Source organism: Mycolicibacterium arcueilense (assembly GCF_058536225.1).
The window spans coordinates 164,892-184,579 of sequence record NZ_JBZTYL010000025.1 but is presented as its reverse complement, the minus strand read 5'-3'; the positions used below and the strand labels follow the sequence as shown (position 1 = coordinate 184,579).

Here is a 19,688-nt window from a genome sequence, read left to right as displayed (position 1 = left end):
CCGGGCGGCTAGCTCTTCAGGGCCGCGACCCGGTCGGCCAGTTCCTGCTGCGGCATCGCGGACGTGGGGTTGTTGACGAAGGTGGATGACCCGTCGGCACGGTAGAAGACGTAGGCCGGCTGCCACGGGACGTTGTAGCGGGCCCAGATCGACCCGTCCGCGTCATTGAGGGTGGGGAAGTTGAGGTGGTATTTGTCGACGAACCCCTGCATGGCCCCGACATCGGAATGTGCCGCCACACCGACGAAGCTGACCTGTGGGTTGGCCGCGGCGACCTGGCTCACCGACGGCGCCTCGGCGTTGCAGAACGGGCACCACGGCGTCCAGAACCACAGCACCGCGGGCCGCCCGGCCAGGCTCGACCCGTTGAACGGGGCACCCGACAGCGTGGTGCCGGTGAACTGCAGCCGGTCGTCGGCGGCGGCGGTCGGCGCGAGCACCAGCGCCGACACCATTGCGATCGTGGACAGCACGCCGGCCAGCACGGATACGACCGATAGGCGCAACTGCGGGAATCGAAGTCGCATCGTCATGACAGTCTCCTTCGCTCAGGGCGCAGTGCACGCTCGGCCTGCACATACCCCCTGACACGGCTGTCGACACTCCCCGGTTCAAAAGCAGGATTTCGACCGGCCTCAGTTCTGCCGCGGCAACAGCTCGGTGGTGAACCGGTCCAGGAACGCATCGCGATCGGTGGTGCCTGCCGCCCTGATCACGAACTTGGTCAGGCCGGCGGCCAGGTAGCCGTCGATCTGGCAGTGCAGGTCGGGCCAGTCCGCCGCCACCAGTTCGGCCGGGTCGACGTCGGGCCTGCGGCGACGCACCGCGGCGAGCAGTTCGGCCGGCAGCGCACCGTCGCCCACCGCGAGGCTGATGCCGTAGTGGTCGGGTTCGATGGTCCGGCCCGCGGCCTCCGCTGCGGCCTCGATACCCCGGCGCGCTGCCCCCGCCTCGTCCGGGGTGAGGAAGCTGCCCAGCCACCCGTCGCCGAGTCTGCCGATGCGGGTCAGCGCGGCCGGCGCCGATCCGCCCAGCCAGATGTCGATCGGTGTGGCGGGAAGCGGCTGCACGTGTGCGGAGCGGACGGTGAAGTACTCCCCCTCGAACGACACATCATGGCCGCTCAGGGCCGATCGCAAGAGGTCAAGCGATTCGTCGAAGACCGCGGCCCGGCGACGGTCGGGCACCACGAAGATGTCCCGCTCGGCGGGCAGTGCCGAATGCAGCCCGAATACGGGCAGAACCCGCTTGGGTGCGAGCGCCGCCAGCGATGCCAGTTGTTTGGCCACCAGCACCGGATGGCGGCCCGGCAGGATGGCCACCGAGGTCCCGACCTTCAACCGCCGGGTACGCGCCAGCGAGTAGGCCATGCCGATGAACGGATCCACCGCCGGGGTGTAGACCAGTTCGGAGAACCACAGTGAGTCGACCCCGGAATTCTCCAGGTGGTCGACGATGCCGCTGAGTTCGTCCGGGGCCGTGTCGGCGCCGACTCCCAGACCGAACCTGACCTTCATCGGACGTTTCCCATGCCATCCATGATTGACGCAACACCGCGCGAGCGCCTCTTGTGCCCGGCCGTCCGGCGGTTCAGAGTAAGACAATGAGCGAACAATGGATTCAAGGGTGCTTGGTCCAGCGGATCGCGTTTCGCGATGGCCTGGTGCTCAACCTCGATGACTACAACGAACTGGTCATCTCGGTCCCGCTGGAACTGACGCTGCCGGCCACCGGTGCCGACGCTTCGGAAGTGGTGTCGCTGGACCCGCGGTCACTGCGCAACGAGGTTCGGCCGCTCTTCGATTTCGCGGGGCAGCGTTGCACACATGCGGACTGGGAGGACAACGGCAGCCTCCACCTGAGCTTTTCCGACGGCCACCGCATCGATGTCCGGCCCGAGGAGGACCGGACATCGTGGGAGTTGTACGGGAAGCACCACGGCTACGCCGCGTGCCTGCCCCACGGGCGGGTCCGCGTCGTCCGTCACGATCTGGATGACCTAGATCAGGACGGCGACGAGGGACCCACCCGCGAGAGCGGCTGACCGCTACCGACGGGACATCAGCCGACGCCGAGGATCGGAACCCAGACGCCGAACAGCCAGACCCCCCACTGCCGGAACCCGTTGTCCCACACTGGGTTCAAGTTGTAACCCCAGTAGTTGATGGTCGGCGGGAGCGGGCCACCACGCCATTGGAACGGTGGTGGTGGGCCCCAGCCCCACGGCGGCGCGCCCCGGCGGTCGTCCCACCAGTCGTGCCGGTTGTTCGCCCACCACGGACCCTTGTCGTCCCAATGGTCGCGGCGGTCGAAGTCAGGACCGCGATCGGGCCCACGCCCGCGACTGTCGAAGTCACGATCATGGCCGGGCGGCCCACCGTTGCAGAACGGGAAACAGTCGTCGTTACCGTGCCCCGGCTTGAGCGGAGCCGGCACAGCGGGCGACGCCGACGCCACCGGGACCCCCAACCCCGTGACACCCATTGCGAACGCGCCGGCTGTCAGCGCACCCGCCACGAACTTGGCCAGTTTCATACCTGAACCTCCTACAGTCTCGTGACCCCGGCGCCGGCCATCCCCCAATGGCCCGGCGCCGCAACGCCTTGCAACTCACCTGGCTGCGAGCGGCGAAACGTGCACCCCAGAGGGGTATCGCCTCGGCCGATCCGAGCGTTACCCGTTTTCCGGGCCCGTGCGGCCCTACCCTGGCGGGGTGGGTATCGCACCGCGGATCAATGGGGCGCGTCCCGGCGACGTGCCGCGCTCGGAGATCGACCTCGGATCGTGGCAGTTCTGGCGCGAGGATGACGAAGTCCGGGACGGCGCATTCGGCGTGCTGCGCCGTGACGACCCGGTCTCGTTCCACCGGGCCTGCGTCCTCGACGGCTCTCCGGAGAGTGTCGGGCACTGGGCGGTGACCAGGTACGACGACGTGTTCCACGCCAGCCGCCATCCGGACATCTTCAGCTCCGCCTCCGGGATCACCATCGGCGATCAAACCCCGGAATTGGCAGAGTATTTCGGCTCGATGATCGCGTTGGACGATCCCCGTCACACCCGGCTGCGCAACATCGTGCGCAGCGCGTTCACGCCGCGGGTGGTGGCCCTGATCGAGGATTCGGTGCGTGACCGGGCGCGACGCCTGGTCAGTGACATGGTGGCCAGGAATTCCGACGGCACCGCCGAGCTGGTCACCGAACTCGCCGGACCGCTACCGCTGCAGATCATCTGCGACATGATGGGTATCCCCGAACACGACCACCAGCGGATCTTCCACTGGACGAACGTGATCCTGGGATTCGGCGACCCCGACCTGACCACCGATTTCGACGAGTTCGTCACCGTCGCGACAGACATCGGCGCGTATGCGACCGCGCTGGCCGACGAACGGCGTGCGGCACCCACCGAGGATCTGACGACCAGCCTGGTTCAGGCCGAGGTCGACGGGGAACGGCTGACCTCGGCCGAGGTGGCCTCGTTCTTCATCCTGCTGGTGGTCGCGGGCAACGAAACCACCCGAAATGCCATCAGCCACGGGGTGCTCGCGCTCACCCGCTACCCGGAGCAGCGGCAGAAGTGGTGGTCGCGGTACGACGAACTGGCCCCCACGGCGGTCGAGGAGATCGTGCGCTGGGCGTCGCCGGTGAGCTACATGCGCCGCACGGTCACCCGGGACACCGTGCTGGGCGAGACACCGTTGCCCGCCGGGGCGAAGGTGACACTGTGGTACGGATCGGCGAACCGCGACGAGTCGAAGTTTGCCGATCCGTGGATGTTCGACGTCACCCGCCACCCCAACCCCCACCTCGGATTCGGTGGTGGCGGAGCGCATTTCTGCCTCGGAGCAAATCTGGCGCGCCGCGAGATCACCGTGGCGTTCGAGGAATTGCACCGCCAGTTGCCAGACATCGTCGTGACCGAGGAACCCGACCGACTGCTGTCGCCGTTCATCCACGGCATCAAGCGCATGCCGGTGGCCTGGCCCAGTCGATGAAGGGCTACTTGACGGTCAGGGTGCCCAACATCGCAGGGTGATACAGGCAGTAGAACGGATACTCCCCCGGCTCCTGCGGTGCCGTCAGCGTCGCCCGTGCCTTGCCGTCGACGTGGACGTCGAACGTGCCCTTGGTGCGGGACGTCACCGAATGCTCGACCTCGTCCTTGTTGATGATCGTGATCTCGGTCCCCGGCGCCACCGGTCCCAGAGCACTGAATCCCATACCTTCGATCGCGATGACGGGTCCGGTCGGCATTCCCGTGGCCGGACCGGTGGTGACGCTCTCCGAGTGCTCGCCATGGGTACTCGGCGAATTGGCTTGTCCGCAAGCGACACTCATCCCCACGAGCAGGAACATCGACACCATCAACGCTGCAAGTCGGAACACCTTCGCCCCCTGAGATCGTCGTCTCCGCAGACAAGTATCCGTCCCACGGGGCTGCGATGTGCCTGATTCAGCCGACCCGGCGACCCACGACCACACCGACCGTGAACGCGGACACGAGCACGCCGACGATCACCCAGGCGAGCACGCTGGAACCGCCGACCAGGTCGTTGAGGTTGGTCAGGATCAGTACCAGTGCGCCCAGCAGACCCGCCAGGCCCAGCGCCGGGGCGATACGCACCCGCCACGGTGAATGGCCGTGCCGGTCGGAAGCGAAGTAGACCAGGACCGCGACGCTGGTGGCGATCATCAGCACCACCACGCCGACCGTCGTCGCCCCGGCGAACCAGGTGTAGAACTGGGCGGCCGGGTCCAACCCGAAGACCACCGCCAGGAGCACGCTGAACGCCACGATGCCGGAGATCCACAGTGAGGCCCGGTGTGGCGAGCCGTGCCGGTCGTGCGGCCGGCTCAGCCGCGCGGGCAGCACGTCACGCTGCGACAGCGCGAACACGTAGCGCGAGGCCACGTTGTGGAAGGCGAGGATGCAGGCGAACAGGCTGGTGAAGTACAGGACGGTGATGATGTCGGCGCCCGCCGTGCCGATGTAGCGGTGCGCGGTGTCGCCGAGGAACGTCGCGCCCGAATCGGTGGCGCGGGCGACGGCCTGCTCGTCGCCCCAGCCCGAGATCAGTGCCCAGCTGGTGACCGCGTAGAACACCCCGATCAGGATCAGGGCCAGGTAGGTGGCCCGGGGAATCGTGCGCTCCGGAGCGTGGGCCTCGTCGCGGAAGATCGCGGTCGCCTCGAATCCGACGTAGCTGATGATCGCGAACAACAACCCGATGCCCAGCGACCCGGAGAAGATCGCACCCGGGTTGACGATGCCCGAGGACAGGCCGTGCTCACCGCCGTTGGCCACGATCACCAGGTCCAGCACCAGCACGATCGCGATCTCGGCGGTCAACAGCACGCCGAGCACGCGGCTGGACAGCTCTATGTTGCGGTACCCGAGATAGGTGGTGACGGCGAAACCCACTGCGGCGAACACCCACCAGGGCAGCGTCGGCCCACCCGCCAGCTCGACGACGCTCGCCCCCGCCGGGCCGAGCAGCCCGTACACGCCCGCCTCCAAAGCCACGTAGCTGACCAGCGCCACGAATGCGATACCGATGCCGGCCGGCAGCCCGAGCGACTGACGAACGTAGGAGAAGAAGGCGCCTGCCTCGTCGACATACGGAGTCATCGCGGTGAAGCCGACCGCGAACAGCAACAACACCAGCGTGGCGGCGATGAACGTGGCAGGGAATCCGGCTCCGTTGCCGGAGGCGATGCCCAAGGGCACCACCCCGCCGATCACACCGAGTGGTGCGGCCGCGGCCACCACCATGAAAACGATCGAGGCCACTCCCAGGTTGCCGCGCAGTTGACGGCCGCCCTCGGGCGGCGGGGAGTCCAACGATTCTGGGGCTGTGGTGGTTTCGGACATGCTCGACCGTCCTTCAGGCAACGTGCGCAAAATATGACCCGCGGAACATAGGGCCGGCGCGGGGCCGCACACCAGGTCTGGCGTCAGCGTGCGCAAAACCCGGCTTGCTACCCGGCTCCGAGTACGTCGAGCATTCCGGCGGCCGACCGCGGCCAGGTGAACTGCTCGGCGCGCTGACGCGCGCTGCTGCGCCGCAGCGGTTCGGGCCGGCCGATCACCGAAGTGACGGCTTGTGCGATGGCACGGGGGTCATTGTCGGCGGTCGCTCCGCTGTCACAGGTGAGGATCTCGGCCAGGGCCGATGTCCGGGACACCACCGCGGGAGTTCCGCAGGCCAGCGCTTCCAGCGCCGCCAGGCCGAACGTCTCGTGCGGGCCCGGCGCCAGCGCGACGTCGGCCGAGGCCAGGATGGTCGCCACGGTGTCGCGGCAACCGACGTATCCGGTGAAGGCCACCGGCAACCCACTGGCCTGCCTCTCCAGCCGGGCCCGCAACGGGCCCTCCCCGACGACCACAAGTTGCGCGTCTACGCCCGAATCACGCAGAGCGGCAACGGTATCGATGCTGCGGTGGGCGTGCTTCTCCACCGACAACCTGCCGCAGTGCACCAGCAGGGTCTGCTGTGGCGCCGCCCAGCGACTGCGCATCTCGGCGCACCGGCGCCGTGGGTGGAACTGCTCGAGGTCCACCCCGAGCGGCACGGTCGCGACGTTGTCGGCACCGATCCGGTCGAATTCCTCCCGCGCGAAACCCGTCGTACACACCACCGCGTCGTAGTTCGCCGCGGTGCGGCGGTTGGCGAAGTCCGCCACCATGACCGCCGCCGACCGCGGCAACACCTGACCGACCAGCCGGTCCAGGCGTTCGTGGGAAATCATCACGGTGGCCACCCCATGCCTGCGGCCCCACGGCCCCAGCGACCGCAGGGTCAACCGGTCCGAAACCTCGATCGCGTCCGGACCGAGCTGCTGAAGCAACGCGGTCACCGGTCCCGGTAGCACCGCGCGGTAGCCCGCGGTGAACGGGATGAGCCTGGCGGGCAGGGAAATTCGCACGACACCACTGGCAAGGACATGCCGCTGCGGATGTGGACCCGGAACGATCAGGTAAACCTCGTGGCCCAGGGCGCAGTACTCCGCGCCGAGGCGGTCGACCGCGGTGCGCAGACCACCCGAACGCGGGCCGTAGAAGTTGGCAACCTGGACAACCCGCATGCCACGATGAGAACCGGGCCGCGTGTGCGGTCAACAACGACGCCGCAACCGAGGCCTGAACAGCCGCTGAACAAGCCCGGGGTTCAGGCCAGATGCGCCCCGAACCAGTCCTGGATCCGGCGCCAGGCATCGGTTGCGGCCGCGGGGTTGTACCGATCGCCGGTGTCGTTGAAGAACGCATGGTTGGCGTCGGGTTCGGTGATCAGATCGTGCACCATTCCGGCGCGTTCCAACGCCGCGCGTACCGTCGGTTCACCCGCATTCACCCGCTGATCCAGGGCGCCGTAGAACGCGAGCACCGCGGCATCACGGGAACCACTGAAATCCGGATCGTCGGGAGCCGGGCCGTAGAACGGCACCGCGGCGGCCAGCGCCGGAGTACCCGCCGCCAGGAGTCGCCAGACCAGCCCGCCGCCCATGCAGAAACCGACAGCGGCGACCTTGCGGCCCGGCACGCGGCGTTGCACCTCTTCGATGCCGGACTTCAGATCGGCGATCAACTCCGGCGGTTCGATCCGGCTCAACGCGGCGGTGGCACCCGCCGGATCGGTGAATGCCGCCGTGCCGCCCTGCGCCGAGAGCAGATCGATCGCGAGCGCCGAATACCCGATACCGGCGAACCTTCCGGCCACCGAACGGATGTGGTCGGTGAGCCCCTTGTTCTCGTGGATCACCAACACCGCGCCCCTGGCTTCCTGCGCGGCTGCCCAGGCTCCCTGCAACTCCCCTGCGGGGCCCGACCAACTGACCGGCGTGGTGGGCAGCGCATTCTGCAGTCCGGGAGGCTCCGCCGGTCCGGGTGGCGCACTCGGGGTGGTGGCGGGTGCCGGTTCCTTCGCCTCACCGCAGGCGGCGATCAGTGAGGCTGCCGCGGCCGCACCGATTCCCAGCAGACCCAACCGGCGCAGCGCCTCACGACGCGACAACAGCCCGTCGAGGTGATCGGTCGCGATTTCCTCGGCGATGTAGCGCTGCAGTGGAGTCACCTCAGCCAGTATGCGCTGAAATCCCGAACTGCAGCTATAGAACTGCACGCGGCGGGATACTCATCGGATGGCCTGGACACCCGACCCGGAGGCGCTGCGCGGACGCATCGCCGTTGTCGCCGGGGCCACCCGCGGCGCGGGGCGGGGCATCGCCGCGGCGCTGGGGGAAGTCGGCGCGACGGTGGTGTGCACCGGCCGCAGCAGCAGGTGCGGAAGCCGCCTCTCCGATTACGACCGGCCCGAAACCATCGAGGAAACCGCCGAAATGGTAACGGAGCTGGGCGGATCCGGCGTCGCCGTACAGGTCGACCACCTCGACGTCACCCAGGTGCGCAAACTTGCCGGGCGGCTCAAGGCCGACTACGGGCACATCGACATCCTGGTCAACGACATCTGGGGGGCCGAGGTACTCAAGGGCCCGCCGGACACCTGGGGCCGGCCGATGTGGCAGCACGACCTCGACGACGGGTTGCGGATGCTGCGTCTCGGACTGGACACGCACCTGATCACGTCACACTGCCTACTGCCGCTGCTCGCCGACCGCCCCGGCGGGCTGTTGGTGGAGATCACCGATGGCACAACCGAATTCAATGCCGAGAATCCCCGGCTATCGGTGTTCTACGACCTGGTCAAGAACGCGGTGAACCGACTGGCGTTCAGTCACGGGCACGAACTCGCCGCGTTCGGCGCCACCGCCGTCGCGGTCACTCCGGGATGGCTGCGCTCGGAGATGATGCTCGACAACTACGGCGTCAGCGAGGCCAACTGGCGGTGCGCACTGGACCTCGCCCGCACCGACGGCTACCCGGCCGCGCCGCCGGGATTCGCCGAATCCGAGTCGCCCCGTTTCGTCGGCCGCGGTGTGGCCGCGGTGGCCGCCGACCCGCACCGGGCGCAGTGGAATCAACGTTCCGTCAGCTCGGCTGCCCTGGCGCGCCAGTACGGCTTCACCGACCTGGACGGACGGGTGCCGGATGCCTGGGCTCCGCTATAACCCCAGGTCAGACCATTCCGCCCGCTTCCAGTAGACATTTTTTCAAATCTGTTCACCATTTTCATTGACACTCCCACCAGCGGGACTGTTCTATGGCTGGGTGAGCTTCGACACAATCATTCGCAACGGCCGGTGGTTCGACGGCACCGGGGCGCCGTCAGCGGTGCGCAACATCGGAATTCGTGACGGGCACGTGGTCGCCATCTCCCCGGACCTCCTCGACGAGGCGGACTGCCCGCAGGTCATCGACGCCGCCGGCAAGTGGGTCATGCCCGGAATGTTGGATATCCACACGCACTACGACGTCGAGGTCCTCAATGGCCCGTCGTTGTCGGAGTCGCTGCGCCATGGCGTGACCACCGCGATGCTCGGGTCCTGCTCACTGTCGACCGTGCACGTCGGCGGCGTCGACGCGGGCGACCTGTTCGGCCGGGTCGAGGCGATCCCGCGCGATCAGGTGATCGCCGCTGTCGACGACAACAAGACGTGGACCACCTGCGACGAATACGTGTCGGCCCTCGAATCGCTGCCGCTGGGCCCCAACCTGGCCGCCTTCATCGGGCACTCCGACATGCGGACCGCAGTGATGGGACTCGACCGGGCGACCCGTAAGGATCAGCGGCCGACGGCAACCGAACAGGCCCGCATGGAGCAGATGCTCAAAGAGGCCCTCGACGCGGGCTTCGTCGGGATGTCCTCACAGCAACTGCTTTTCGACAAGATCGACGGCGACATCTGCCGGTCCCGCACCCTGCCGTCCACCTACGCCAAGCCCCGCGAGCTCCGCCGGCTCAAGTCGATGCTGCGGCGCGCCGGCCGGGTGCTGCAGTCCGGTCCCGACATCCAGAATCCGCTCAACCTGGCCTCGCAGGTGGCCCAGTCCCTCGGGCTGTTCCGCAAGCAGCTGAAGACCAGCCTGCTCTCGGCTGCCGACATCAAGGCCAACCCGTACGCGATCTGGATGATGGGGCCGCTGGCGAAGGCGGTGAACACGCTCGGCGGCAACTTCCGGTGGCAGCATCTGCCGGTGCCGTTCGAGGTGTATGCCGACGGTATCGACCTGGTGGTGTTCGAGGAATTCGGTTCCGGTGCAGCGGCTCTGCACCTGCGCGACGAGGTCGAGCGCAACGACCTGCTGCGCGACGAGTCCTACCGCCGCACATTCCGCAAGGACTACGACAGCAAGTTCGGTATGCGGGTCTGGCACCGGGACTTCTTCGACGCCGAAATCGTCGCCTGCCCCGACGAATCCGTGGTCGGCAAGACGTTCGGCCAGGTCGGCCAGGAGCGCGGCGAGCTGCATCCGGTCGATGCCTTCCTGGATCTGGTGCTCGAGCACGGCACCGCGATCCGCTGGCGGACCACCATCTCCAACCATCGTCCCGAGGTGCTCAAGAAGCTCGCCCGGGACCCGGGCATCCAGCTCGGCTTCTCCGATGCCGGCGCCCACCTGCGGAACATGGCCTTCTACAACATGGGACTGCGCCTGCTGCGACACGTCCGCGACGCCGAGCGGGCCGGTACGCCGTTCATGTCCATCGAGCAGGCCGTGCACCGGCTGACCGGTGAGCTGGCCGACTGGTACCGGATCGACGCCGGCCATCTGCGGATCGGGGACCGCGCCGACATCGTGGTCGTCGATCCCGAGCACCTCGACGACTCACTCGATGCGTACGCCGAGGAGACCGTCGACCACTACGGCGGGTTGTCGCGCATGGTGAACCGCAACGACGACACCGTCACCGCGGTGCTCGTCGGCGGACGCACCGTGTTCACCGACGGTGCGCTGACCGACCTGGTGGGCAAGCAGCGCACCGGCCAGTTCCTGCGGGCCGCACACCGCGTCCCGTCGATCTCCGCCGAGGATGGGAAGTTGACCAGTGTCCGTTGAAGACATCTCGATCGAGGAAACTGTCCACGGCATGTGGAAGGCGCTGTCGGAACGCGACTGGGATCTTCTCAAGACCTACCTGTCGGACGACTGCATCTACCTGGACATGCCGGTAGGCGCGGCCGCGGCCGCCAGAGGCCCGGAGGACATCGTCAAGCGGCTCAAGATCGGCCTCGAACCGCTCGCCTCCTACGAGAACTTCCCGGGCCTGCTGGTCGACAACGGCCGTGATGCCATGTACGAACACCACGAGGAATGGCACTGGGCCACTGGCGAATCCGCCGTCCTGAAGTTCGTCACCGTTCACCGGGTCGAGAACGGCAAGGTGACGCTGTGGAAGGACTACTGGGACATGGGCGCCCTGGCCAACCACGCTCCGCCGGACTGGCTGGAGAACTTCGCCACCGCCGACATGTCGTGGGTGTTCGACGCCACCGGTCTGGTCTGACCGCAGCCGCTCAGTCGATTCCCCACACCAGGCAGAACGGGTGGCCGGCCGGATCCCGGAACACCCGGAACAAGGTCTCCCCGACGGCATCGGTGACACGGGTTGCGCCCAGCGCCAGCACCTGACGCTGGGCCGCGTCAGGATCGTCGACCTGGATGTCGAGGTGAATCTGCTGCGACCCCCGCGGATCGGGAAACAGTGGCGGCTCGTGCTGCGGTGAGTACTGGCAGGCGAGCCGCCGGCCCGCCGGGTCGGTGACGACCACCCACGTGTCGTCCTCGGCGGCGACGTCGCCGCCGAGCACCTCGGCGTAAAAGGCGGCCAGCGCACGCGGATCCCGGCAGTCCAGCACGATGGAGCGAAGGCTTCCGATCATGGCTGCGGTATTGCCGTCACGACGCCCGGGTAAACCGGGCCGCGAGCGCGCGGGTTACAGCGTGATCCTGCAGGTTTGACCGATGTCGAGGGTCCGCAGCATCCGGCCCATTCCCAGCCACATCGCACACGACAGCGCCAGGTCGGTGAGCAGTTCGGCATCGAACTGCTCACTCGCGCGATCCCAGAAGTCCTCGTCGTCACGCAGTCCGGTGTGATCGCTCGCGAAGCGCTCGGCGAACTCGGCGGCGACGCGTTCCTGCGCGCTGTAGCCCGGCCAGGTCCGCCACTCGGCGGCGTGGTCGTAGAGATCCTCGTCCACTCCCGCCGCGGCACCGTCGGAGTCGCGGGTGTTCTGGCACACCACGCACTCGTTGTTGAGTGCGATCACCATCCGGGCGAGTTCGCGCACCCGGAGGGGCAGGCGGCCCTTGGTGTACACCGCGTTGGTGAAGTTGGCCATCGCGGTGCCGATCTCGGGAGACTTCAAGATCCAGCCGGCCACGTCGTCGTCGGGAAATTCTCCGATTCGGCTCATGGCCGAATCGTACGCAGATTCCGGCAGTTCTGGAACAAGTTCTAGTTTTTGGTTCCCGAGCCGGTCAGCTCGGTGGCGCGGTCGTCGTCTCCCCAGTCCCGTTGCACCACAATCCGGTGCGCGATGCGCTCGAGTGCGGCCTCGACCTGGGCTCGGTCCGGGCGGCCCTCGTACGACGACGACTCCCCCAGTTTGTCGACGATCCGACCCACCAGCGCCGCCGAGACACCCTCGACCTGCCGCACCCCGGCCTGGGTCAGCCACAGGTTGTCCCCGGTACGCAGTACATAGCCGTCCTGCACCAACCGGTTGAAGGTCGGCTCGAGCACTTCGAAGGGCACGACCAGGCGGTCGGCGATCTCGGTCAGGCGAGCCGAGCCGAATACCTGGCCGTGCCGGTAGATCTTGAGCAGCGCCCACAACCCCGCGACATCCAGCTCGCACCCGGGGCCGCCGGCGACATTTCGCAGCCGGATCTCTGGTGAACTGCGCATCAGCCGGCTGACCACGGTCTCGAGCACCTGGTCCGCCGATTCCGAGCTCGGCATGCCGAAGCCTTCGCCGAGATCCGCCGCCATGGTCGCCTCGGCCTCCAGCAGGGGCACCTCCTTGAGGAACAACGCCACGATCAGGCCGATCAGCGCCACCGGCGCGGCGCACAGGAACACCAGGTCCAGCGCATTCGCATAGGCGTCGACGATCGGGGCGGCGACCTCGGGCGGCAGTTCGTGCAGCGCCTTGGGTGAAGCACCCGCCACGGCTGGAGCTCCGCCGGCAGCGAGTGCACCGGGCAGGCGATCCGACAGGAAACCGACGAACAACGAGCCGAAGATCGCGGCACCGAACGAACTGCCGATGGTCCGGAAGAACGTCACCCCCGAGGTCGCCACGCCCAGATCACTGAAGTCGGAGGTGTTCTGCACGATGAGGACCAGCACCTGCATGCACATGCCGATGCCGGCGCCCAGGATGAGCAGGTAGAGCGACTGGATCGGGATCGGTGTCGCGGCGTTCATGCGCGACAGCAGCACGAAGCCGACGAGCATGATCGCCGTGCCGGCGATCGGGTAGATCTTGTACCGGCCGGTGCGGCCCACCAGACTGCCGCTGACGGTCGAGGTGATCAGCAGCCCGATGACCATCGGCATGGTGCGCAGCCCGGATTCGGACGGCGATACACCGTCGACGAACTGCATGAAGGTGGGCATGAACGTCAGGGCGCCCAGCATGGCGAAGCCGACGACCAGCGACAGTACGCAGCACATCGTGAACACCGGATTGCGGAACAGCCGCATCGGCAGAATCGGTTCGGCCGCCCGGGTTTCCGCCCGGACGAACATCGCCAGCGCCAGGACGGAACCGATGACCAGACCGATGATGGTCGGCGAGGTCCACGCCAGTTCGCCGCCCAGGCTGGTGGCCAGCGTGAGACCGGATGCCCCGATTCCGACCCACACGATGCCGGCGTAGTCGATCACCGGGCGCGCGCCACGGGACACCACTGCCGGGATCGTGGCGGCCGCGACGATCAGGACGACGACGCCCACCGGGATGCTGAGCCAGAACGCCCACCGCCAGCCGAGGTGATCGGTGACGAAGCCGCCCAGCAGCGGGCCGGCGACGGTGGTGACCCCGAAGACCGCACCGAGTGCACCCTGGTAGCGCCCGCGGTCCCGCAGCGGGATGACCTCGGCGATCAGCGCCGAGGACGTCACCATGATCGCGCCGCCGCCGATCCCCTGCAGCGCCCGGGCGGCCACCAGCATGGCCATCGATCCCGACAGGCCGCTGAGGACAGATCCGATCAGAAAACACAGGACCGCCGCCTGGTACACCACTTTTCGGCCGAAGATGTCGCCGACCTTCCCGACCACGGCGGTGACGACGGTAGAGGCCAGGAGATAGCTGGTCACCACCCATGCCTGATGGCCCGCACCGCCGAGGTCCGCCACGACGGTGGGGAGCGCGGTGGCGACGATCGTCTGGTTGAGCGAGGCGAGCAGCATTCCGAGCAGGACGGCAACGAACACCAGGTTGCGCCTGCGCACGCTCAGGATCGGGGCGCCGGTCGGTTGCTCGCCGGTGGATGTTGTCGGGGTGGTCATAACTTCCTTTCGCCGGCCTGCCGGTACACCAGCGATATCGTTAGACAGGCTATGAAAGTTACAGCACAAACAAAGCCGCCCCGGACAGCCGGCGGTTCACCGGCTACCCAGGGCGGCTTCGATTGAAACGGACCGAGCTACCTGAGCTTATTGGGGGGGCCGGGAGACGCACTGCGCTGCGTAGAGCGCGTCACCCAACTTCTCCATCAGCTCGAGCTGGGTTTCCAGGTAGTCGATGTGACCTTCCTCGTCCGCCAGGATCGTTTCCAGGATCCGCGCCGACGTCGCGTCCTGCTTTTCGCGGCACATGATGATCCCGGGCTTCAGGCGGGCAACCACCTCGTACTCGATCGCAAGATCGGCCTCGAACTGTTCCCGAAGTGTCTGCCCTACCCGTAGCGAAAAGAGCCGCTGATAGTTGGGCAAGCCGTCCAGGAGCAGGATTCGGTCGGTGATGGTCTCCGCGTGCCGCATCTCTTCGAAAGACTCGGAACGGGTATGTTCGGCCAGTTCGGTAAATCCCCAATTATCTTGCATCTTTGAGTGCAGGAAATATTGGTTAATTGCAGTGAGTTCGCTCGTCAATTGCTCGTTGAGCAATTTCAGAACATCCGGATCGCCTTGCATCGTCACTCCTAAGCACCTTGAGGGCTGGTCAAGTGTTGCCGTTTGCCGTGCACATCCAATCTAGTGCAGGAAGCACCATGTGACGCAATGATTAACGGCCAATTCGGCGTGTTCGTGCGACGCATCGGGACCCATGGGGCACCGGACCCGAAGCGTGGCCACGAGGAGTGGACTGGCTGTCCTAACTAAGGTTAGACTGCGCTAATCCGCGATGACACCCCGAAAGAAAGGTCGGCAAGAAATGAGTGAGTACGATTTACACTCGCTCATTCTGTCCTGCGACTTCCGCGTCGACGATGTCGACGAAATGTGGAAATGGATGGGGAAACATCGCTCGGGACTATTGTCGATCGGCGCGCATCACGTCGTGCTTTACAAATCAATTTGGGAGCCGGGCCGGGTATTGGTGACAATCGGCATTCGGCATGCCCGGTCCATCCGCGACGTACTGCGTTCGCCCGCAATCTTCGAGTGGTTCGATATTTCCGGCGTCGAAGATATTCCGCCGATATTCGGCGGCGAAGTGGTGGAGAAGATCGACCTGACCGAGCCCTCCCCGGAGGGCCACGTGGCCGGCGTGATCGTGGGTGCAGTGGCGACCGTCGACGACGTACCCACCTTGATGCGCAAGGTGCACGACGGCCTCGAACGCTTCGAGCAGGGCGGCATCCGCAAGATCTGGGTCTACCAGGCGCTCGACGACGGCCAGGAAGTGATGATCCTGCAGGAGGTCTCCGACGAGATCAGCGCCCGGCAGTGGATCGATCATCCGGACGCGGCCGCCGAGTGGATGACCACGGCGGGTTTCGGTGCCTACCCCAGCCTGTTCGTGGGCAAGTTGGCCCACATCATGAACGTCGACGAGCAGGACGACTGATGTTCGTCTGCCTGTGTACCGGGGCGACCAGTCAGGTCGTCAACGAGATCATCGAGTCCGGCGCCACCACCTCGAAGGAAGTGGCCGAGGCGTGCGGAGCAGGCGCCGACTGCGGCCGGTGCCGACGCACCATCCGCGCCATCATCGCCGCCCATCAGGCCGCCGAGGGGTGCCCCACCCAGTTCAACGGTTGCCCGTCGCGGGCCACCCGCTAACGCTTGCGGTCGGCGAACTGAGCCAGCGCGTCGACGTTGGCCGCCGCCCCCACCAATTCGACGAACAACGCCTTCTCCCGCTCCACAGCCGCCGAGATCTGGTCGCGGATCGGTGCCACCAAGGCCTGCTTGACGGCCATCAGGCTCGAAATAGGCTTGGCCGCCAGGATTTCGGCGTAGTGCCGAGCCTCGGTCAACAGCGTGTCGGGCTCGCAGACCTTCCACACCAGACCCATCTCAAGGGCCTCGGTGGCGCCCACCCACTCCGAGGACATCAGCAGCCACGCGGCATTCTGCCTGCCGAGAAGTCGCGGCATCAGATACGACGAAGCCGCCTCGGGCGCCACACCCAGGCTGGTGAACGGGCACTTCAGCCGCGCCTCCGACGACATGAACGTGAGGTCGGCGAACCCGAGGATGGTGGCGCCGATACCCACGCCGACCCCGTTGACCGCACAGATCAACGGCTTCGGGAAATCCGCGAGCACTTCGAGCATCCCGTAGAACCCGTGTTCGCCCGGGGTCGATTCCGGGTTGGTGATGCGCTCCTGCATCTCGACGAGGTCGTTGCCCGCACTGAATCCCCGGCCGGCGCCCGTCAACAGCACCACTGCGACGTCCGGATCCTCAGCGGCCGCACGCAGCGCGACGGTCGTCGCGTCGTACAGCGCCTCGTTGAACGCATTGAGCGCGTCGGGACGGTTGAGGGTCAGCGTGCGAACCCGGTTGTTGTCCTCGATCAGCAGGGTCATCTCTGTCTCCTCGCGTTCGCGCCGTGGCCGCTGCAGCCTAACTAGAACACGTTCCACTCTTGTCGGCCGGGTCTACCGGCGGACCGATCCGCGCCACGCGCGGGCGGATGTGCCACCGGCAGCCCGCCACGAGTGAGAATGGTGGGGTGCACACGGGTCGACAGGCAGCCGACGCACTCCGGCTCACTACCCCCGACGCCGGTGCGGTGGCCCGAAGCCTGATCGGCGTCCTGGCGGTGACCGCGGTCGCCCTGGCGTGGGGTTCCGGCGCGACAGCGATGTGGACGCTCGGCGGCGGCGTGATCGCGAGTGCGATCGCGCTGCAGCGCAGCCCAGGCGGCCGGGTCCCGCTGGTGGTGACGGGCTCGGTCGAACTGGCCATCGCGGTGCTGCTGGGCACCCTGGCCGGCGGGTACAGCCCCGTCTTCATCGCCGTGGTTGCGCTGTGGTGCTTCGCCGCGGGCATGCAGTGGTCACTGGGAGCCAACGCCGGACTGGTGGCCTCGGCGGCCAGCGCACTGCTGGTGCTGGCGCCGCCGGTCGCACCGACACTGGGTCAGTCGCTGCTGGCACCTCTTCTGGTCATCGTCGCCGGAGTGATCCAGGCCGCGCTCATCGCGATCTGGCCGCCCCGGCGCTGGCGGGCCCAGCGCGACGGACTCACCCGGGCCTACCAGTCGTTGGCCGGCGACGCCCGCAACGTCGCGACCGACTGCACCGCGACCGTCGACGACGCCCCGCTCACGTGGCTGCGGGAGGTGTTCGCCGACAGCCAGGTGAGTCAGCGGCCACGCGCCTACCACGGCGGTTATCAACTCCCGGAGCGCCTCGCCGGCACCCTGGCCTCGTTGCGTTCCACCGCGGACCGCGACACCGCGACCGACGACGAGAAGCCAGGTGACAGCGGACTCCCCCAGTTGCTGACCGCCGCCGCGGTGCTTCTCGACGCGATCGCCGACCACGGTCACACCGCGCGCCGTGACGCCGAGCACGCGCTGGTCCGTGTCCACACCGCGGCCGCCGCCGTCAGCGGACCAGAAGCGGCGCTGGCACAACGCTTCTGCGAACAGCTGCGCGAGGCCGCGGTGCTTAGATTCGGGCAGCTGCACCGGCCCGACCTGATCGGCTCGCTGGCCTCCGCGCCCGCCGTGGTCCGATCACACCTGACCTGGACCTCGCCGATCCTGCGCCACGCCATCCGGCTGTCGGTCACCACCGCGCTGGCGGTGGCGGCGGCCCGCTACGGCGGGCTCGAGCACGGCTACTGGATGCCGCTGACCGCCGTGGTGGTGCTGCGGCCGGAAACGGCGCACACCTACACCCGGTGCGCCGGGCGCATGGCCGGCCTCGGCGTCGGCATCATCGTCGCCTCGATACTCACGTTCGTGTGGCAACCCGGGCCGATCGGTTCGGCAGTGTGCGCGCTGGTGTTCGTCGGACTGGCCTACGGCGTCGCGCAATTCGGCTATCTCGCGGTCGGCGCGGCCGTGGGCGCGATCGTCATGTTCGCGGTCGGGGTGAGCGCGACCGCGCCGTGGTCGGGCAATATGGACCGACTGTTCGCGGTGATGATCGGCGGAGGCCTGGCCGTGATGGCCCACGTGGCCCTGCCCGACCACGCCCTCATCCGGTTACGCCAGCGCGCCGGGGAACTGTTGATGACCGAGATCGACTACGCCGCACTGGTGATCAAGGCATTCGTGCATGAAATCGACCACCCGGCCGAGATCCTGTCGGCAGCCTGGCAACGGGCCTTCCGCGCCCGTGCAGCGTTCGAGGCCGCCTGGGGTGCGACCAGCCTGGAGCCGCCGGTCCTGCGGCGTTGGCTGCGGTCCTACCGCACCGCACTGAATTCGGTGACCAGCGCCTGCACCACGCTGGAGAACAGCCTGCCGACCCACCCGTCGTCCGCCCTGCACGGTGAGTTCATCGCTGCGGTCGACGATTACGTCGAGGCCCTGCGCGGCGCGCCGCCGAGCCCTGCGGTGCCGTGGAGCCTGGACACCGCCGAGCTGTCCACCGCGCTGCGACGGGTACACAACGTGGCATCGACGCTGTCCGCCGACAACGGTGCGGCGCGCATCCTGATCGGAGAACTGACCACGATCACCCGCAGCCTGCAGGAGATCGCCATCGACCGGGTGGAACCGGCGGGTGAGACGCGCTAGCCGCGCGCCCATTTCGGCAGGATGAACACTCCTTCGGCCTCGGCGGTGATTCCGTCAGCATCGGAAACATGGCCGGAGGCAAAGGCTTTGATCCCATCCGTGCGGGTGATCCGCCCCTCGGCGTGCAGATCACCCAGCGGCGTGGCCCGCAGATAACGGATGGTCAGGGTCCCGGTGAACCGCGGGCGATCGGAGTCGCTGGCGGCCACCTCCCCCAGCACATGATCGAGCACCATCGCCACCATGCCGCCGTGGACGTGGCCGGGCGGACCTTCATAGGGCGCGCCGAGGTGAAAGTCGGTTCGCACCCCGCCGTCGGGATCCTTGACCATCACCAGCGGCGGGGCGATCGGGTTGCGGATGCCGATCGCCGGGTTGCCCCACGGCATCCGGTCACCATCGGACGTGAAGCGCACACCGAAGGGACCGTCGATCTGTTTCGCCTGCAGGCGCGCGGTCGCGTCGTCGATCTGGGCCCGTACCGCGGCGACCTCCTGGGCATCCACCTCCGAGCGGATCGAGGCATCGATGAGCGCACGCACCGAGTCGGCCAGCGGTGACCACACCTCCCGCAGACGCTGCACGTCAGCAGAACTGATACCCTCGACATGCGTGTAACCCGGCATC

At 67.4% G+C, this 19,688-nt stretch carries 21 protein-coding genes; 8 read left to right on the top strand and 13 right to left on the bottom strand.

Annotated elements, in window-relative coordinates:
- Positions 1–8: 8 nt before the first annotated feature.
- Positions 9–455 (bottom strand): protein disulfide oxidoreductase, encoded by a 447-nt coding sequence (locus tag AC4LGL_RS23965; protein WP_491840986.1) that lies wholly within the window; start codon positions 453–455, stop codon positions 9–11.
- A gap of 180 nt (positions 456–635) precedes the next feature.
- On the bottom strand, positions 636–1,517 hold the full coding sequence (locus AC4LGL_RS23960) for a TIGR03854 family LLM class F420-dependent oxidoreductase (RefSeq protein WP_491840943.1): 882 nt from the start codon (positions 1,515–1,517) through the stop codon (positions 636–638).
- 86 nt (positions 1,518–1,603) lie between these two features.
- Between AC4LGL_RS23960 and AC4LGL_RS23955 the strand changes: the two genes are divergently transcribed.
- Positions 1,604–2,044: a DUF6188 family protein gene (locus AC4LGL_RS23955; RefSeq protein WP_491840942.1), complete on the top strand. Its 441-nt coding sequence runs from the start codon at positions 1,604–1,606 to the stop codon at positions 2,042–2,044.
- A 17-nt stretch (positions 2,045–2,061) separates the two neighbouring features.
- Here the strand turns inward: AC4LGL_RS23955 and AC4LGL_RS23950 are convergent, their stop codons facing one another.
- Entirely contained in the window at positions 2,062–2,535 is a 474-nt protein-coding gene (locus AC4LGL_RS23950; RefSeq protein WP_491840941.1) for a hypothetical protein, read from the bottom strand.
- Between the two features lie 178 nt (positions 2,536–2,713).
- On the opposite strand from AC4LGL_RS23950, the gene AC4LGL_RS23945 reads away from it, so the two are divergent.
- A complete protein-coding gene (locus AC4LGL_RS23945) occupies positions 2,714–3,994 on the top strand; it encodes a cytochrome P450 (protein ID WP_491840940.1) in 1,281 nt (426 codons plus the stop codon).
- Positions 3,995–3,998: 4 nt separating this feature from the next.
- On the opposite strand, the gene AC4LGL_RS23940 is transcribed toward AC4LGL_RS23945, so the two are convergent.
- The 4 genes from AC4LGL_RS23940 to AC4LGL_RS23925 form a co-directional block, all read right to left on the bottom strand.
- Positions 3,999–4,385 carry a cupredoxin domain-containing protein gene (locus AC4LGL_RS23940; RefSeq protein ID WP_491840939.1) on the bottom strand — a complete coding sequence of 129 codons (387 nt, stop codon included), beginning with the start codon at positions 4,383–4,385 and terminating at the stop codon, positions 3,999–4,001.
- 67 nt (positions 4,386–4,452) lie between these two features.
- A complete protein-coding gene (locus tag AC4LGL_RS23935; protein WP_491840938.1) occupies positions 4,453–5,871 on the bottom strand; it encodes an APC family permease in 1,419 nt (472 codons plus the stop codon).
- A 107-nt stretch (positions 5,872–5,978) separates the two neighbouring features.
- Positions 5,979–7,085, bottom strand: coding sequence for a glycosyltransferase (locus AC4LGL_RS23930; RefSeq protein ID WP_491840937.1), 1,107 nt, complete (start codon positions 7,083–7,085; stop codon positions 5,979–5,981).
- A gap of 83 nt (positions 7,086–7,168) precedes the next feature.
- Entirely contained in the window at positions 7,169–8,071 is a 903-nt protein-coding gene (locus AC4LGL_RS23925) for a dienelactone hydrolase family protein (RefSeq protein ID WP_491840936.1), read from the bottom strand.
- A gap of 67 nt (positions 8,072–8,138) precedes the next feature.
- On the opposite strand from AC4LGL_RS23925, the gene AC4LGL_RS23920 reads away from it, so the two are divergent.
- From AC4LGL_RS23920 to AC4LGL_RS23910, 3 genes are all read left to right on the top strand, one after another.
- Positions 8,139–9,065 carry an SDR family oxidoreductase gene (locus AC4LGL_RS23920; protein WP_491840935.1) on the top strand — a complete coding sequence of 309 codons (927 nt, stop codon included), beginning with the start codon at positions 8,139–8,141 and terminating at the stop codon, positions 9,063–9,065.
- Between the two features lie 100 nt (positions 9,066–9,165).
- Positions 9,166–10,956, top strand: coding sequence for an N-acyl-D-amino-acid deacylase family protein (locus AC4LGL_RS23915; RefSeq protein ID WP_491840934.1), 1,791 nt, complete (start codon positions 9,166–9,168; stop codon positions 10,954–10,956).
- A gap of 4 nt (positions 10,957–10,960) precedes the next feature.
- On the top strand, positions 10,961–11,404 hold the full coding sequence (locus tag AC4LGL_RS23910; RefSeq protein ID WP_491840985.1) for a nuclear transport factor 2 family protein: 444 nt from the start codon (positions 10,961–10,963) through the stop codon (positions 11,402–11,404).
- A gap of 10 nt (positions 11,405–11,414) precedes the next feature.
- Here the strand turns inward: AC4LGL_RS23910 and AC4LGL_RS23905 are convergent, their stop codons facing one another.
- From AC4LGL_RS23905 to bfr, 4 genes are all read right to left on the bottom strand, one after another.
- Entirely contained in the window at positions 11,415–11,780 is a 366-nt protein-coding gene (locus AC4LGL_RS23905; protein ID WP_491840933.1) for a VOC family protein, read from the bottom strand.
- 54 nt (positions 11,781–11,834) lie between these two features.
- Positions 11,835–12,317: a carboxymuconolactone decarboxylase family protein gene (locus tag AC4LGL_RS23900; RefSeq protein ID WP_491840932.1), complete on the bottom strand. Its 483-nt coding sequence runs from the start codon at positions 12,315–12,317 to the stop codon at positions 11,835–11,837.
- A 41-nt stretch (positions 12,318–12,358) separates the two neighbouring features.
- Positions 12,359–14,422, bottom strand: coding sequence for an MDR family MFS transporter (locus AC4LGL_RS23895; protein WP_491840931.1), 2,064 nt, complete (start codon positions 14,420–14,422; stop codon positions 12,359–12,361).
- Positions 14,423–14,569: 147 nt separating this feature from the next.
- Complete coding sequence (gene bfr / locus AC4LGL_RS23890; RefSeq protein ID WP_055120222.1) at positions 14,570–15,049, bottom strand: bacterioferritin; 480 nt, start codon at positions 15,047–15,049, stop codon at positions 14,570–14,572.
- A 241-nt stretch (positions 15,050–15,290) separates the two neighbouring features.
- Here bfr and AC4LGL_RS23885 point away from each other — a divergent pair, with 241 nt between their 5' ends.
- Complete coding sequence (locus AC4LGL_RS23885; RefSeq protein WP_491840984.1) at positions 15,291–15,926, top strand: fatty-acid--CoA ligase; 636 nt, start codon at positions 15,291–15,293, stop codon at positions 15,924–15,926.
- Positions 15,926–16,141: a (2Fe-2S)-binding protein gene (locus AC4LGL_RS23880; protein WP_055114440.1), complete on the top strand. Its 216-nt coding sequence runs from the start codon at positions 15,926–15,928 to the stop codon at positions 16,139–16,141. The genes AC4LGL_RS23885 and AC4LGL_RS23880 overlap by 1 nt, the downstream gene beginning before the upstream one ends.
- On the opposite strand, the gene AC4LGL_RS23875 is transcribed toward AC4LGL_RS23880, so the two are convergent.
- Positions 16,138–16,893, bottom strand: coding sequence for an enoyl-CoA hydratase/isomerase family protein (locus AC4LGL_RS23875; protein WP_491840930.1), 756 nt, complete (start codon positions 16,891–16,893; stop codon positions 16,138–16,140). The genes AC4LGL_RS23880 and AC4LGL_RS23875 overlap by 4 nt on opposite strands.
- Before the next feature lie 146 nt (positions 16,894–17,039).
- Here AC4LGL_RS23875 and AC4LGL_RS23870 point away from each other — a divergent pair, with 146 nt between their 5' ends.
- Complete coding sequence (locus tag AC4LGL_RS23870; RefSeq protein ID WP_491840929.1) at positions 17,040–19,061, top strand: FUSC family protein; 2,022 nt, start codon at positions 17,040–17,042, stop codon at positions 19,059–19,061.
- Here the strand turns inward: AC4LGL_RS23870 and AC4LGL_RS23865 are convergent.
- Positions 19,058–19,687 (bottom strand): PaaI family thioesterase, encoded by a 630-nt coding sequence (locus AC4LGL_RS23865; RefSeq protein ID WP_491840928.1) that lies wholly within the window; start codon positions 19,685–19,687, stop codon positions 19,058–19,060. The two genes, AC4LGL_RS23870 and AC4LGL_RS23865, sit on opposite strands and share 4 nt — an antisense overlap.
- Between the last annotated feature and the right edge of the window lies 1 nt (position 19,688).

Coding starts and splice junctions, on each gene's coding strand:
- AC4LGL_RS23875 (WP_491840930.1), bottom strand. CDS start 16,893: ATGACCCTGCTGATCGAGGACAACAACCGGGTTCGCACGCTGACCCTC.
- AC4LGL_RS23900 (WP_491840932.1), bottom strand. CDS start 12,317: ATGAGCCGAATCGGAGAATTTCCCGACGACGACGTGGCCGGCTGGATC.
- AC4LGL_RS23950 (WP_491840941.1), bottom strand. CDS start 2,535: ATGAAACTGGCCAAGTTCGTGGCGGGTGCGCTGACAGCCGGCGCGTTC.
- AC4LGL_RS23880 (WP_055114440.1), top strand. CDS start 15,926: ATGTTCGTCTGCCTGTGTACCGGGGCGACCAGTCAGGTCGTCAACGAG.
- AC4LGL_RS23865 (WP_491840928.1), bottom strand. CDS start 19,687: ATGCCGGGTTACACGCATGTCGAGGGTATCAGTTCTGCTGACGTGCAG.
- AC4LGL_RS23885 (WP_491840984.1), top strand. CDS start 15,291: ATGAGTGAGTACGATTTACACTCGCTCATTCTGTCCTGCGACTTCCGC.
- AC4LGL_RS23965 (WP_491840986.1), bottom strand. CDS start 455: ATGGTGTCGGCGCTGGTGCTCGCGCCGACCGCCGCCGCCGACGACCGG.
- AC4LGL_RS23895 (WP_491840931.1), bottom strand. CDS start 14,422: ATGACCACCCCGACAACATCCACCGGCGAGCAACCGACCGGCGCCCCG.
- bfr (WP_055120222.1), bottom strand. CDS start 15,049: ATGCAAGGCGATCCGGATGTTCTGAAATTGCTCAACGAGCAATTGACG.
- AC4LGL_RS23955 (WP_491840942.1), top strand. CDS start 1,604: ATGAGCGAACAATGGATTCAAGGGTGCTTGGTCCAGCGGATCGCGTTT.
- AC4LGL_RS23930 (WP_491840937.1), bottom strand. CDS start 7,085: ATGCGGGTTGTCCAGGTTGCCAACTTCTACGGCCCGCGTTCGGGTGGT.
- AC4LGL_RS23935 (WP_491840938.1), bottom strand. CDS start 5,871: ATGTCCGAAACCACCACAGCCCCAGAATCGTTGGACTCCCCGCCGCCC.
- AC4LGL_RS23960 (WP_491840943.1), bottom strand. CDS start 1,517: ATGAAGGTCAGGTTCGGTCTGGGAGTCGGCGCCGACACGGCCCCGGAC.
- AC4LGL_RS23905 (WP_491840933.1), bottom strand. CDS start 11,780: ATGATCGGAAGCCTTCGCTCCATCGTGCTGGACTGCCGGGATCCGCGT.
- AC4LGL_RS23920 (WP_491840935.1), top strand. CDS start 8,139: ATGGCCTGGACACCCGACCCGGAGGCGCTGCGCGGACGCATCGCCGTT.